The 16,011-nt window shown below is 27.0% G+C and carries 11 protein-coding genes; 10 read left to right on the forward strand and 1 reads right to left on the reverse strand.

Annotation, left to right across the window (positions count from 1 at the left end):
* Window positions 1-171: 171 nt before the first annotated feature.
* Together I2E83_RS00220 and I2E83_RS00225 are read left to right on the forward strand one after the other, a co-directional pair.
* The gene (locus I2E83_RS00220) at window positions 172-2,754 is read left to right on the forward strand and encodes a binary toxin-like calcium binding domain-containing protein (protein WP_195428136.1); all 2,583 of its coding nucleotides are present in this window, start codon (window positions 172-174) and stop codon (window positions 2,752-2,754) included.
* A 34-nt stretch (window positions 2,755-2,788) separates the two neighbouring features.
* On the forward strand, window positions 2,789-3,340 hold the full coding sequence (locus I2E83_RS00225; RefSeq protein WP_195428138.1) for a sigma-70 family RNA polymerase sigma factor: 552 nt from the start codon (window positions 2,789-2,791) through the stop codon (window positions 3,338-3,340).
* A gap of 329 nt (window positions 3,341-3,669) precedes the next feature.
* Here I2E83_RS00225 and I2E83_RS00230 read toward each other — a convergent pair whose 3' ends face one another.
* Window positions 3,670-4,926, reverse strand: coding sequence for a helix-turn-helix domain-containing protein (locus I2E83_RS00230; protein WP_195428139.1), 1,257 nt, complete (start codon window positions 4,924-4,926; stop codon window positions 3,670-3,672).
* Window positions 4,927-5,117: 191 nt separating this feature from the next.
* Here I2E83_RS00230 and I2E83_RS00235 point away from each other — a divergent pair, with 191 nt between their 5' ends.
* The 8 genes from I2E83_RS00235 to I2E83_RS00270 all read left to right on the forward strand — a co-directional run bounded on the left by I2E83_RS00235 (window position 5,118) and on the right by I2E83_RS00270 (window position 15,959).
* Window positions 5,118-5,855, forward strand: a complete 738-nt coding sequence (locus I2E83_RS00235; RefSeq protein WP_195428141.1) for an SDR family oxidoreductase — start codon at window positions 5,118-5,120, stop codon at window positions 5,853-5,855.
* Window positions 5,856-6,161: 306 nt separating this feature from the next.
* Window positions 6,162-7,319, forward strand: a complete 1,158-nt coding sequence (gene fliB / locus I2E83_RS00240) for a flagellin lysine-N-methylase (protein WP_195428143.1) — start codon at window positions 6,162-6,164, stop codon at window positions 7,317-7,319.
* A 217-nt stretch (window positions 7,320-7,536) separates the two neighbouring features.
* Entirely contained in the window at window positions 7,537-8,115 is a 579-nt protein-coding gene (locus I2E83_RS00245; protein WP_195428145.1) for a hypothetical protein, read from the forward strand.
* Window positions 8,116-8,302: 187 nt separating this feature from the next.
* Window positions 8,303-11,110, forward strand: a complete 2,808-nt coding sequence (gene mutS / locus I2E83_RS00250; protein ID WP_195428148.1) for a DNA mismatch repair protein MutS — start codon at window positions 8,303-8,305, stop codon at window positions 11,108-11,110.
* Between the two features lie 46 nt (window positions 11,111-11,156).
* Window positions 11,157-13,199: a DNA mismatch repair endonuclease MutL gene (gene mutL / locus I2E83_RS00255; protein ID WP_195428150.1), complete on the forward strand. Its 2,043-nt coding sequence runs from the start codon at window positions 11,157-11,159 to the stop codon at window positions 13,197-13,199.
* An 11-nt stretch (window positions 13,200-13,210) separates the two neighbouring features.
* Window positions 13,211-14,137: a tRNA (adenosine(37)-N6)-dimethylallyltransferase MiaA gene (gene miaA, locus I2E83_RS00260; RefSeq protein WP_195428151.1), complete on the forward strand. Its 927-nt coding sequence runs from the start codon at window positions 13,211-13,213 to the stop codon at window positions 14,135-14,137.
* Window positions 14,138-14,176: 39 nt separating this feature from the next.
* Window positions 14,177-14,413 (forward strand): RNA chaperone Hfq, encoded by a 237-nt coding sequence (hfq, locus tag I2E83_RS00265; protein ID WP_008678807.1) that lies wholly within the window; start codon window positions 14,177-14,179, stop codon window positions 14,411-14,413.
* A 265-nt stretch (window positions 14,414-14,678) separates the two neighbouring features.
* Window positions 14,679-15,959, forward strand: a complete 1,281-nt coding sequence (locus tag I2E83_RS00270; protein WP_195428329.1) for a methionine gamma-lyase family protein — start codon at window positions 14,679-14,681, stop codon at window positions 15,957-15,959.
* Window positions 15,960-16,011: the final 52 nt, after the last annotated feature.

Here is a 16,011-nt window from a genome sequence, read left to right on the forward strand (position 1 = left end):
TTTTTTTAAAATTATAGAGTTCAAATATAAAATATTAGAAATATCAATATTTTTTCACAATTTTAGCATCATAAAAAAATATTTCAAAATTTGAAGAAAAATGAAATTATATAATATTTTATTTATGTAACGTTACTAATAAAAATTAAAAAATAAGGAAGGTGTTTAATTATGAATGAAAATTTGAAAGGACTTACAGGATACTATTTTAAAGATAGCCAATTTAGTGACTTATCAATAATAGCCCCTACAATAGGATCTACATTATTATTCTCAAAAGATTCTCTTAAAGGAATGAAATGTTTAGAAAATGAAATACAATCAATAAGATGGATTGGTTTTATTAAAGCAAATCAAACAGGAAAATATGTAATATCATCAGATAACAAAAATTGCATGATCGAAATAAACGGTAATATGTTAGATAGTACTTCAAGCATTAACTTAACCACTGGAAAGTTTTACAGAATTAGAATAGAACAATTACTTGATACTCCTATAATTCTAAAAGATTACCTTGGAATAAAATTATATTGGAAGATAGATGATAATGATAAAACTTTAATACCTTTAACTAATATGTTTGAGCCAGAATATTCAGATATGAGTGATGAATACAGATTTATTCCTAATGACAATATGTTTAATAGTAGTAGTATTCTGAGTAGAGCTTCTGCAGCTATTATAGATTCTGATAATGATGGGATACCAGATTCTCAAGAAATTAATGGCTATACAGCTAAAGACAAAATTATTGTTGATTGGGATGAAAGCTATAGTGAATTAGGGTTAAAAAAATATGTATCTAATCCATATAAAGCAAGAACCGCAAATGATCCATATACTGATAAGGAAAAGGTGCTTGGTAATATAGATCCATCAGTTAATCTTATAGCTAGGGATCCATTAATAGCTGCATATCCTATTATTAGAGTCACAATGGAGGATTTACTCGTAACAAAAAATTCTACTATTACTAGTGGTTCAGGTGGTAGTATGTCAAAAGCCGTTACTACAGGTTATACGCAATCTGATACTGCTGGAACACAGATTTCAGGTGAAATTGGATATCAAGGATTTCCTACTTTTAAAATATCTGCTTCTGCAAATTATTCTCATACATGGCAAACAAATAACTCAGTTGCAGATACAACTGGTACAAGCTTCACAAATGGATTAAGTATAAATTCTGGCCAAGCTGCTTATATAAATCCAAATGTTAGATATTATAATACTGGAACAGCCCCTATATATAATCTTAGCCCAAATATAACACTAACTTTAGATGGAAAAGCTATTGCATCTTTTAAGGCACAAGAAAATCAAATTGGTGGATACCTTAATCCAGATCAAAGCTATCCTGCTAAAAACCTACCACCATTATCATTTAATACTATAAATCCAACAGGTACTCAATTAATTGCTATTAACTATGATCAATTACAGGAAATAGATAGGGGAACTAGTATAGATATATCAGTACCACAATTTACTGGTAATTTTGCTAAATATGATTCAGATGGAAATATAGTAACTTCAAATAATAGTTGGACTCCTTATTTAGGACAAATGGAATCTTCTACAGCTACAATGATACTTGAAACAAAATATGCTACAAAAGAAGTTAAAATTGCTGCACGTAACTCTAAAGATAGCACAGATAATACACCTGAGATTACTGTATTAGAAGCTTTACAAAAAGCGTTTAATATACAATTAAAAGGAGAAGATTTCTACTTTGAAGGAATAACTCTTCCTGCTGGTGCTAAAATATCTGTATTTATGGATGATTACACTAAGAATGAACTAGATGAACAATTAAAAACTATGCAAATAAAGAATTTCTTATATTGTAAAATAAGGCCTAGAATGAATCTTACAATAACTGCTAAAGAAGCATCATCATTAATAGCAGAAAATAAAACTTACAGAATTTTATCTTATTTAGATAATAGAAAATGTATGAAAGTAGATACAACTAATGGTGTTAATAAGGTAGTTATAAATGAATTAACTAATGAGTCTAATGAAAAATGGACAGTAAAATTTAATCCGTCAACTAACTTATATACAATAAATAATCTTGCTACTAATGCTCCTTTATGTTTCGATTCTGCCTCTGGAGATAACATTCTTAGGAGTAAAAATATAAATAGTATTAATGATAAGTCTTGGAGCTTAGAAGATGCTGGCTACAATTCATATTATTTTAAGATTAAATCTAATTTATCAAAAGTAGCAGATTTAACAAATGAAAATACAACAAATAACACACCAATAATGCTTTTTGATAAAAATGGCGGAAGAAATCAAAAATGGGTATTCCAAGAATGGTCACACATGAAAATTAAGGAATGTATCGATGTAACACAAAATTATACTTCTAGTAAAATATCAGATATAAAAGGTATAGTACGCACAGATAATCATGGGAATATACCAAGCTACGTAGTTGGTGATTTTTCTTTTAAAGTTAAAAATGTTGATTCAAGAAAGTATACTGTAAAGCTATTATCACAAACTTTAGCAGTTCCTCCTTACTATATCAAATGTGTTGCAACCTTAGGATCTGTTTCAAAAACAGCAAAGCAAAGTGCAGGAGGATATTGGAACACTAATGTATTTGAATTTGATTTTCCTGTAAATGAAAATGTAAATGAAGATTTACTTATAAATATAACTTCATATATAAATTCTGATTATGTTACTGACCCATATTTTATATATATGTATTCCGTATATGTAGAAGACTAAAAATAAAAAATCTATATATTAGGAGGCGATTGCTTTGAGTAACTATAAAAAAAACATGCTTGAATTAGAAGAAAATGTAATTAGAGCAAAAAATGGGGATATGGATGCAAAAAAATATATAATTGATTTTTTTGAGCCCTTTATAAAAGGTAACTCAAATAAAATATTCATAAAAAATATGGATAAAAATGATATTGAGCAAAGTTTAGAGTTATATTTACTTATTGCAATAGATAAGTATCACGGAAAAAATACATTCTTTTGGTATGCAATTAAAACTATGCAAAATAATATATTTTGTGATTTAAGGAAAAGTAAAAAAGAATTTAACTGTATAGATATAGAAAAAATAAATATTAATGATACTCAAAATATTGATGATAATATAATAAATAAAGAAGACAAAGAAGAGCTAATGAATGGATTAAAAAAGTTGGATGATAGTGAATTTGATTTATTATATAAAATATATTTTGAGAATTATGGATATGATGTTTTATGTAATGAGTATAAAAAATCATATAAAGCATTAACTTCAAAAAAGAATAGAGCAATAAAGAAATTAAAATTATTAGTTTCTTTATAGTATAGTAAATTTTATTAAAGTTATGAGGTCCTAGAGTTAACTAGGATCTCATTCTTATATTGCAATGAAGTCTTATAATTACTTATAATACAAAACATTAGAAATTAAATATTAATAAAGTGCTCTAATTAACAATCTATAACCCTTTATTAATATAACAAATAGAACTATTAATTAGCTGCAATTATCACATCTTTAATAGCTTCTATTGCAATTAATCTTGGTAAAAAAACAATTTTCTGCAGTTACTTTAAATAATGTCCTCAAATCTTATATTTTCTTGATTCCCAGTAATCATATTTTTAATATTTATAGTCTTATTTGTCTCTTTAATCTGAATAATATAACGTTTTATATTCCTTAGGTGTTATTCCAACAAATTTTTTAAATGTCTTTGAAAAATGACTTTGGTCAATAAAGCCTAAAGGTGAATAAATATCTACGAGAGATTTTTTACCAGATATAATTAACTTTTTAGATTCTTCAATTCTTTCTTTTTGCATGTAATCACTAATAGATACTCCAACTTCTTTTTTAAATAAATGTGAGAGATAACATGGATTCATAGATGTATAGTCTGCTAATTGAGTAAGTGATATTTTCTCATATAAATGTTCAAAAATATACTTCTGACATTTAAGTATAGCAGAAGAGTAGTTATACATTTTAACTTTGTTTAAATGCTCTGTATAATCTAAAATCATTTTTAAAAATAAATCATTTATATCTTTTATAGTATTAGTATCTTCCACAGCTTCAAAATAAAAATCTGCGAGGGTTAATGATACTTCCCAAACAAGTCCACTTTCTATAGCTGCACGAGATACTATTGATGTATAACTAATAAAAATATTCTTTAGATTTCTTAAAGGGTTTTTAGAGTTTATTCCCATATCACCGTCAAATGTATTGTCTCTAAAAAACTTTATTACTTCTTCTAAATTTCCTTCGGTTATATATTTTAATAATTCTTTTTCAAATTCTTTAGAATGGTGCAATCTACTATTTCTTCTTTTCTTTGAGCTAGAAATATAAAAAGCTTTGCTATCCTTTAAGCTAATATCAATAAGCATTTCATCTACATTTACTACATTAGTCAAATTTAATTTATCATGATAAATAGAATGATAAAGAAGTAATCCTGCATCTATAAAGCTATTAAAATCCATTATAACAATATTATTATAGTAATTAATTAAGCTTTCTCTGTATTTCATTAAGATATCAAACTTTTTCATAATAGAATTAATGGATTTTTTATCAATTTCAGAAGGAATAGTTGGTCCCATTAAAAGAGTTCCACTAATATTATCACTAGTATTTACTTTAATAATAAAATAATTTTCATAATACATTGTTGATTTAATGTTTATAGGAGTATTTTCATCGTTAATAGTTAAAAAATCACTTAAGAATTGCTTATTATTGTTATATAAAGGGTTAGTGCTATATTTATAAGAATATTTAAATAGAATTGCATCATTTGAATTAAAAAAGAATATTGGTATTTTTAACATTCCAAAAGTTTTTTTACAGACATATTTAATATCATCTAAAGACAAAAAACTATTTTTATTAGAAAACACTTACACCACTCCTAAAAGAAGAATAATCAAGATTTAATAACGTAAATATTATATCATACATAATATTCACAAAGTAAAATAATTTTGATATATTATGTAAAACTGATACAAAATTCCAATAATAATACAATAATAAATTTATAAAAGTATTTAATATTAAAGTATCATCAAATGAAAGGAATGATTAATTTATGGGGAAAAAAGTTGCTCTTATAACAGGCTCATCAAGGGGAATAGGTGCAGCATGTGCTAAGGAATTTGCAGCAGCAGGATATAATGTTATTATTCACTGTAATAGCAATGTAGAACGTGCTAAAGAGGTTGCTGATGCTTGCATAGCATTGGGATCTGAAGTTTTAATATGTCAAGCAGATGTATCTAAATATGATGAATGTGAAAGAATGGTTCAAGAGTCAATAAGTAAATTTGGATTTATTGATGTACTTGTTAACAATGCAGGAATTGAATTTAATGGTTCAATTATGGATACTTCAATAGAAAAATTTGACCAAGTTATGAAAACTAATGCGTATGGACCTTTTTATATGTCAAAATTAGTAGTTCCATATATGATAGAAGAAAAATCAGGTAGTCTTATTTTTATATCCTCTACAAGTGCTTCAATCGGTGCAATGGGAAGTTCAGCATATGCTTCTTCAAAATCAGCTCTTCTTGGATTAACAAAGACTCTTGCAAGAGATCTAGCTCCTATAGGTATTAATGTAAATGCTATTTCTCCTGGAGCTATAGAAACAGATATGGTATCAGTTCTTCCAGAGGAATTAAAGAATTGGATAAAGAGTAGTGTATATGCAGCAAGACTTGGAAAGCCAGAAGAAATTGGTGCAACAGCTGTATTTTTAGCATCAGAAAAAGCAAATTATTTAACTGGACAAAATATAACAGTTGATGGTATTTTCCGCACATGATTGTAGTATAATTAACAAACTATATATTCTTTAAAGTTAAATCAAGAACATATTAAGGAATAAGATTATATTAACTAGTTTTAATTAAAATGATAAAAGTCTTTAAATTGCTTATTTAAGTAATTTAAAGACTTTTTTTATATACATTAACAAATAATTTTAAATCCATTGATATATCCTTAAAGAATTTACAAACTTATTAAAGATAAATTCTATTCATAAAATATTAAAGCTTGAAGTCATTATTAATGAGTATTAAAATTAGTTTGTTATAGAAATATAAATACATATGATGTGAGGTTAAAAATGAAAATACGAAAGCCAGATTACTTTGATAAATTTGAATGTATAGCTTCTGAATGTGAAGATACTTGTTGTGCTGGATGGGGAATAGTTATAGATGAAGAAAGTCATAAAAAGTATTTGTCTGTGGATGGTACATTTGGAGATGAATTAAGAAGCAAGATAATTAATGAAGATGAAGAAAATGTTTTTGTCTTAAATGGAGATAGATGTTCTTTTTTAAACGAAAATAATTTATGTGATATATATAATAATTTAGGAGCAGAAAGTCTTTGTTATACATGTAAGCAATATCCTCGTTACTTAGAGGAGTTTGGAAATACTCGTGAAATTGGTATATCCTTATCATGTCCTGAAGCTGCAAGAATAATACTAAGAAAATCTAATAAGGTAGAATTTGAATTAAGTGAAATTGATGAAGAAATCACTAGCTACAATGATATTAATCCAATGCTATATATTAATCTTATGCAATGTAGAAAAATAGTTTTTGATATCATGCAAAATAGAGAAATAGATTTAAAAATAAGATGTGCTTTAGTTCTTATTTTTATTAATGAAGTACAAGAAAAAATAGATTCTAATGATATTCAATCAATTAAGTCAGTTAAAGACAAGTATTTAGATAAGAGTTTTATTGAATCAACTATTAATGATATTAAAGAATATAAGGGAAAAACAACTGAAAAATATCTTAATATAAAAGAAGTTATAAAAGTATTTAGAGATTTAAAACATATTAAGCCTAATGATATTTTAGGTTTAGAAGATGCTTTAAGATATTTTTGGCAAAGTAAAGAAGATAAAGATATTTATCTAGATATCAACGAAAAGTTTAATGAATACTACAAAGAAAAAAACTATGAATTTGAACAAATTTTAGTTTACTTTGTATTTAGATACTTTATGAAGGCTGTTTTTGACTATGATGCTTTAGCTAAGGTAAAAATAGCATTAATAAGCTATATAATGATAAAAGAACTATGTGTAGTTAGATATTTAGAAAATAAAGAATTTACAAATGCAGATATGGTAGACATAGCTCATACATATTCTAAAGATGTAGAACACTTAGAAGAAAATATTGAAACCTTAGAAGAATTATTTGAAACTAATGATGTATTTAGCATTGAAGAATTATTAGTTATTCTATTAAACTAAGAAAAATATATGAAAATATTCTATATTATTAAAAAGAATAATAATTCTATCTGTTTTTAATTTATAATATTATTTTTCTTTTTATTTTTATCTCTTATATAAAGAATTATACTGATATTAAATTTATTATAATTTTACAGATAATATATTAATTAATTTAATTGCTTTATCTTGGAAATATAGTAAAATATAGATGAGTTAAATAGGGAGTAAATATATGAAACTATTAAAAAAAATATCAATAATAATGATCTTAGTACTATCAGTTACTGCTATTTATGGTTGTAAAAGCAAAGAACCATCTCCATCAGATACAGTAAAAACTTATTTTGATGAAATTAAGGGTTCTGATGAAGCAATGATTTCTACATTATTAAGTACTGTTAAAGAAAATAATACTAATTCTTCTAAAAAGATGGTTACTGAAATACAAAAACTTACTTATACTATAAATTCAGAAGCTATTGAAGGTGAAGATAATGCAACAGTTAATGTTACAGTTAATGGACCAGATATTGCTGCCGTAATTGCAAAAGGAATCCAAGAGGTGTTTACAAGTGCTTTATCACAAGCTTTCTCTGGTACAGAAATGACTGAAGAAGAACAAAATAAATTATATGATGATATTCTTATAAAAGCTTTAGATGAAGTTACATTTACAGATAGAACTGGAGATATAACTTTAGAAAAATCAGAAAATGGTTGGAAAGTTACTGACGAAAATGAAGTTACTAAATTAATCATGAATATAGATCCAACTACATTTGATCCAACCAATATTGAAACTGAAAACTAGAAATTAAATTATAATAAGCTCTTTAGATCATTATATATAAAATGACCTTATCAATTTAAAATTTGATAGGGTCATTTTCCTTTTTAAGTTATTACTTTTTATTGTAGCAACTTTATAGTATAATAGTCATAAAACCTTATGTTTACAAGGTTTGTACTTAAATTTAGGGATGTGAGGTAATAAAAATATGTTAACTCCAATGATGAGACAATATTTTGAAATAAAAGAAAATTATAAGGATTGTATCTTATTTTTTAGATTAGGTGACTTTTATGAAATGTTCTTTGAAGATGCTAAAATAGCTTCTAGAGAATTAGAACTTGTTTTAACAGGAAGAGATTGTGGTCTTGAAGAAAGAGCTCCTATGTGTGGAATCCCATTTCATGCAGCTTCATCTTATATAGCAAGACTTGTTAATAAAGGTTATAAAGTAGCAATTGGGGAACAAGTTGAAGATGTTTCTGTTGCTAAAGGTATAGTTAAGAGAGATGTTATTAAAGTTATAACTCCTGGTACATATATAGAAAATACTGAAGATAGCGAATATAAAAATACATATTTAATGTGTATAGTTGAAGATAATGGCTATTACGGGTTAGCCTCTTCTGATATATCTACTGGAGAATTTAAAGTGACGAGTTTTACAGCAATAAAAGCCAGTTTATTAGATGAAATAACTAAAATTGCTCCAAAGGAAATAATTGTAGATATTAATATAAGTGATGAATTATTATCAGAAATTACTTCTATTTCTTCAGCACTAATTACTAAGAGAGATTTAAGTAAGAGTATTTGTACTGAAGAAGAACTTCTAGAACAATTTTCAGAAGTATGCATTACTAATTTAAATGATTTATCTAAGACTGTATCTAAAGCCTTATTAAAGTATATTTATGATACTCAAAAGATGACTTTAACTAATATAAACCTTTTAGAGTATTATGACATAATTAATTATATGACTATAGATGGTAACTCAAGAAGAAATTTAGAGCTTACTGAAAATCTAAAAGAAAAATCTAAAAAAGGTAGTTTGATTTGGGTTTTAGATAAGACTGCTACTTCTATGGGAGGAAGAGCAATTAGAAAATGGATTGAAGAGCCTCTTATAATAAAATCTGAAATTCAAAAAAGATTAGAAGGTGTAGAAGAACTATATAATAATGCTTACTTCAATGAAGATTTAAGAAGTTTACTTAAGGAAATTTATGATATAGAAAGAATTGTAGGTAAAATTTCTAATAAAAATGCTAATGCGAAGGATTTAATATCACTTAAGTGCTCCTTAGAAAAGCTACCAGGTATAAAGAGTCATTTATCAGAAGCAACTTCTAACTTATTAAAAGAATGGTATAAAGACTTAGATGAACTTACTGATATTAAAGAACTTTTATCTAATGCAATTTTAGATGATCCATCTATTGCTTTAAAGGAAGGTAACATAATTAAGGACGGCTACAATGAAGAGGTAGATAGTTTAAGAACAGCTAAACTTCATGGTAAGGAATGGATTGCAGCTTTAGAAAATAGAGAAAGAGATTTTACAGGAATTAGATCATTAAAGGTTGGATACAACAAGGTATTTGGCTACTATATAGAAATATCAAAGGCTAATTATAGCTCAATTCCTGAAGGTAGATATATAAGAAAGCAAACACTAGCAAATGCTGAAAGGTTTATAACTCAAGAATTAAAAGAAATGGAAGATAAAATCTTAGGTGCAGAAGAAAAGTTAGTAGCTTTAGAATATGACTTATTTATAGAAGTAAGAGAAGCAATAGAAAAGGAAATTGCAAGACTTAAACAAAGTGCTAGAATCATTGGTAACTTAGATGCTTTATCAACATTATCTTTAATAGCTGTAGAAAATGATTATGTTAAACCTAGTATAAATGAAGATGGAATTATAGAAATAAATGAAGGAAGACATCCAGTTGTAGAAAAAGTAATTGGTAAAGGTGAATTTGTTTCTAATGATACTACATTAAATTCAAATGATAATAGACTTTTACTTATTACTGGTCCTAATATGGCAGGTAAGTCTACATATATGAGACAAGTGGCACTTATAACTCTTATGGCTCAAATAGGATCCTTTGTTCCAGTTAAATCTGCTAATATTTCTATATGTGATAAGATATTTACAAGAATAGGTGCTTCTGATGATTTAGCAGGGGGAAAATCTACCTTTATGGTTGAGATGTGGGAAGTATCTAACATCTTAAAGAATGCTACATCTAAAAGCTTGGTTTTATTAGATGAAGTTGGAAGAGGAACATCAACATATGATGGACTTAGTATAGCTTGGTCTGTAATAGAATATATATCTAAAAATAATGATCTTAAGTGTAAAACACTTTTTGCTACCCATTATCATGAATTAACTAAACTAGAAGGCGTTATAGAAGGTGTTAAAAACTACTCTGTTGCTGTAAGTGAAGTTGATGATAATATAATCTTCTTAAGAAAGATAGTAGAAGGTGGCGCAGATCAATCTTATGGTATAGAAGTTGCAAAGCTAGCTGGATTACCAACAGAAGTTATTGATAGAGCTAAAGAAATATTATCTTCACTAGAAAGTACATCAAGTAGTAATTCATTAGATGTTACTTCAATTAAAGAAGTTGCAACTGATAAGTTTGAGAAAGATGGAGTAAATAAATCTGCTAGTGTTAATGAAGCTATAGAAGCATCAGTTACATCTTCAGATAGTAACTCATTAGATAGTGCTAAAGAGAAATCTAATGAAAGCTATATAGCTAAAGAAAGTGAGCCTATAAACAATACAGTATTAGAAGATACTAATATAAAGAAAGACCCTAAAAAGAAAAAGAATTCAAAAGATGAAATAAACGATTATCAAATAAATTTTACAATGATAGAAAAAGAAAATTTAATAAGTTCAATTGCTGATATAGATGTTATGGCATTAACTCCTATGGATGCAATGAATACCTTATACAAGTTAATTCTTGAAGCTAAAAGGGTTAAGTAGATAATAGGATAAGGTAATTAATAGGGTACGTAATTGAGGTGATTATATGAAAAGAATAAATCTATTAGATGAACATACCTCTAATAAAATAGCAGCTGGAGAAGTGGTTGAACGCCCTTCTTCAGTTGTAAAAGAATTAGTAGAAAATTCAATAGATGCAGAAGCAAAAAATATCACCATCGAAATAGAAGAAGGTGGTATTTCTTTAATAAGAATTATAGATGATGGTAATGGAATACACAAAGATGATATTAAAAAGGCTTTTATGCCTCATGCAACATCTAAGATCCAAAATGTAGAGGATATATATTCTATTATGACATTAGGCTTTAGAGGGGAAGCATTGGCATCTATAGCATCTATAGCAAAGGTATTATTAAGAAGTAAAATAGATGGAGAAGACTTTGGTTCTGAAATTTCAATAGAAGGTGGAGAAATACTTTCAAAATCTGAAACAGGAACTAATAAAGGAACAATAATAGAAGTTAGAGATTTATTTTACAATGTCCCTGCTAGAAGAAAGTTTTTAAAATCTACTTCAAGAGAAGGTGCATTAATAAGTGATATAGTTTCAAGGATAGCCTTATCTAATCCAGATGTATCTATAAAGTTCTATAATAACGGTAAGAAGGTATTACATACTTATGGTACTGGCAATCTTAAAGATGTTATTAGAACTGTATATGGAAAATCTATAAGTGAAAACTTAATATACTTTGAAAGTGCAGAAGATGCAATTCATTTATATGGATATATAGGTAAAGAAGAAATAGCTAGAGGATCTAGAAATAATCAAAGTATTTTTGTTAATGGTAGATATATAAAGAATAAAACTATAGTAGCAGCAATAGAAAATGCTTTTAAGTCATTTGCTACAGTAAATAAGTTTCCTTTCTTTGTTTTATTCCTTGAAGTGTATCCAGAGTTTGTAGATGTTAATATACATCCAACAAAAGCTGAAATTAAGTTTAAGGAAGATAGAGGGATATTTAAGAAGGTATTTGATGCAGTTCATAAGGCTTTTAAAAGTGAAGTCTTTAATGATTTCTATATCCCTGAAGAGGAAAAAGAAGAAAAGAATGAAGTTCCAACTGAAGTTGTTGAGGAAATATCTTTTAATATAAATTTAAATGATACTTATTCAAATAATTTACCTTTATCTCAATATGATGATAGTAATAATAAAGAAAATGAAATAAAGTCTATACCAGGAGTTTCTTATGAGGATTTAAGAAGAGAAGAAGAACTTTATAATAATCTTAAGAACTTAAAAGAACTTGGTAAACTAGATATTAAAACACATAATAATACCAATAGTATGAATAATGGCAATGATATTGAGTATAAGCCTGTAAACTATGATTCAAATTCTGTAGTTTATGAAGATAAAAGAGAAACTTATAACAATGAAATAAACAGAGATATATCAAGTAACAATGATGTGGTAAATAATGAAGATGTAGTAAGAAATAAAGAAACTTCAAATAATATAGAAAATAGAAACGCAAAGTTTCCTAATTTAAGAATAATAGGGCAGTTTAATAAAACATATATACTAGCTGAATATGATGAAGTATTATACATGATAGATCAGCATGCTGCTCATGAAAAGATTCTTTTTGAAAAATACTTAAAGAGTATAGAAGATGGGGATATAGTAGTACAACAATTATTAGTACCTACTTTAATTGATTTAACTACAGATGACTTCTGCTACTATGAGGAAAATTCAAATGTATTTACTATGGCAGGTTTTTCTATTGAAAACTTTGGTGGAAATACTATAGCAATAAAAGAAGTACCTTATTTCTTAGGTAAGCTAGATCCAAGGAATTTATTTATTAATATATTAGATAATATCAAATCATTAGGTAGCGGAAAGACAACAGAAGTAAAGTACAACAGAATTGCAACACTTGCATGCAAAGCTGCTGTTAAGGCTAATGATTATTTAAATCAAATGGAAATGGAAAAACTAATAAATGATTTAAGATATATAGATGATCCATTCCATTGTCCTCATGGTAGACCTGTAATCATAAAGTTTACAAACTATGAATTAGATAAAAAGTTTAGAAGAATAGTATAAAAGGAGTAACAATGAAAGAAAAAGTTTTAGTTATAGCAGGTCCAACAGCAGTTGGTAAAACAGATTTATCTATAAAATTAGCAAAAGAATTAAATGGTGAAATAATTTCAACTGATTCAATGCAAATTTATAAGTATATGGATATAGGATCTGCTAAAATTACTAAAGAAGAAATGTGTGGCGTTCCACATCATATGATAGACGTAGTAGATCCTAGCACTCCATTTTCTGTTGCTGACTATAAGGAAATGGCGCAAAAATGTATAGATGATATTATATCAAGAGGAAAGCTTCCAATACTAACTGGTGGTACAGGGTTATATATAAATGCATTAACTTGTAATATGAACTTTACAGAAGCAGAAAATGATTTAGATTATAGAAATGAATTAGAAGAGCTTGCAGAAGAGCATGGTAATGAATATATCCATAATATGCTTAAAGAAATTGATCCTATAAGTTATAAGGAAATTCATTATAATAACAGAAAAAGGGTTATTAGAGCTTTAGAAGTGTATAAGTTAACTAAAAAGCCTTTTAGTTCATTTAATGCAGGAGAAGAATTTTATAATGGACCATATGATGTAAGTTATTATGTACTCAATATGGATAGAGAAAAGCTTTATAATAGAATAAACTTAAGAGTAGATATAATGATGGATAAAGGGTTACTTGAGGAATGTATAAAATTAAAAGAAATGGGGTATAATTCATCTGTACAGTCAATGCAGGGAATAGGGTATAAAGAAATCTTTTATTATTTAGAAGGTAAAATATCCATAGATGAAGCTGTAGAAATGATTAAACAGGGTTCAAGGAATTATGCCAAAAGACAATTAACTTGGTTTAGAAGAGACCCAAGAGCTATTTTTTTAGATAAAGATTTATTTAGTGAAGAAGAGATCTTTAAAAGAATAGTTGGTGAATTACTACCATAAATTGTATAATAGGATTGTAAGAATTATGCGGAGGTGAATATGGTGAATAAACAACCAAACAATTTACAAGATATATTTTTAAATGGAGCAAGAAAAAATAAGATTTCAGTTATAATATACTTAACTAATGGATTTCAACTAAAAGGGTATGTAAAAGGATTTGATAGCTTTACAGTAGTTCTTGATAGCGATGGTAAGCAAATGTTAGTTTATAAACACGCAATAACAACTATAACACCAGCAAAACCAATTTTATTTAATAATGATGAAGAGTAGGCTTAATTAGCCTACTTTTTATTTATATAATGACTGTACTTAAATTGTATTTTATTTTTATCTTGAATTAAGAAAACTTTATTTACTTATATTTAACCTTATAATTTACTTTTAGCTAATCTTAAACCTTTGTCTTTATTGCAACATATATACTATGAAATTATGCTAAAATATGATAATATTTTATTTATGTTATATAATAGCTTATTTAATTACTTAGAAGGGAGAAATTACATATTATTAAATGATATGTAATAATAAGGTTATGCTAAGAGAAACAGAAGAATTAATGATGAAAAACTTCAATTTTAAGCCTCAAACATTTGAGCTATATAAGAAAGCTTTAAAAGATGTAGAAGAGGTTTTTGAATCTTATGATGAAATAAGAGAATATAATCAACTGAAAGTATTAAAGGCTTTCCAAGATGAGAGGATAAGTGAATCTCATTTTACTAATTCATCTGGTTATGGATATGATGATATAGGTAGAGATTCATTAGATAAAGTTTATGCTAGAATATTTAATACTGAAAGTGCTTTAGTTAGACCTCATTTTGTTAATGGTACACATGCAATAGGTTGTGCTTTAATGGGTAATTTAAGAACAGGAGATACAATGGTATGTATTTCAGGAGCACCTTATGATACATTACATAACATAATAGGAATAAGTGGAAAAGAAAATATAGGTTCACTAAGAGAATATGGAGTTAATTACAAGCAAGTTGACCTAAAAGATGGTAAATTTGATTTAGATAAAATAAAAGAAACTTTAGAATCAGATAAAACTATAAAGCTTGTACATATTCAAAGAAGTACAGGTTACGGATGGAGAAATTCATTCTTAGTTAAAGAGCTTGGTGAAGTAATAAAGTTTGTAAAAAACATAAGAGAAGATGTAGTTGTTTTTGTTGATAACTGCTATGGCGAATTTATTGATGTTATAGAGCCTACAGACGTTGGAGCTGATTTGATTGCAGGTTCTCTTATAAAGAATATAGGTGGTGGGATTGCACCAACTGGTGGATATATAGCTGGTAAAAAGGAATGTGTAGAGCAAGCAAGCTTTAGATTAACAACTCCAGGAATCGGAGGAGAGTGTGGCTCAACATTTGGCGTTATGAGACAATTATATCAAGGATTATTTTTAGCTCCACATATAGCTATGGAAGCTGTAAAGGGTGCTGTATTTTGTTCAAGAATAATGGAACTTGCAGGCTTTGATGTTCTTCCTAAATATAATGAAAAAAGAAGTGATATTATTCAAGCTATTAAGTTTGGTGATAAAGAAAAGCTTATACAATTCTGTAAGGGGATTCAAAAAGGTTCTCCAATAGACTCATTTGTTGAATGTGAACCTTGGGCTATGCCTGGATATAATGATGAAGTTATAATGGCTGCTGGAGCATTTATTCAAGGATCTTCAATTGAATTATCAGCTGATGCACCAATTAGAGAGCCTTACATAGCTTATTTACAAGGTGGTCTTACTTTTGATCATGCTAAGATAGGTATATTAATTTCATTAAATAATATAATTGAATAATCTAAAATTGCTTTATATTTAACAAAAACACTAGCTATGCAATTAGCTAGTG

It is taken from the genome of Clostridium sp. D46t1_190503_E9 (assembly GCF_015555225.1).
GTDB lineage: Bacteria > Bacillota > Clostridia > Clostridiales > Clostridiaceae > Clostridium.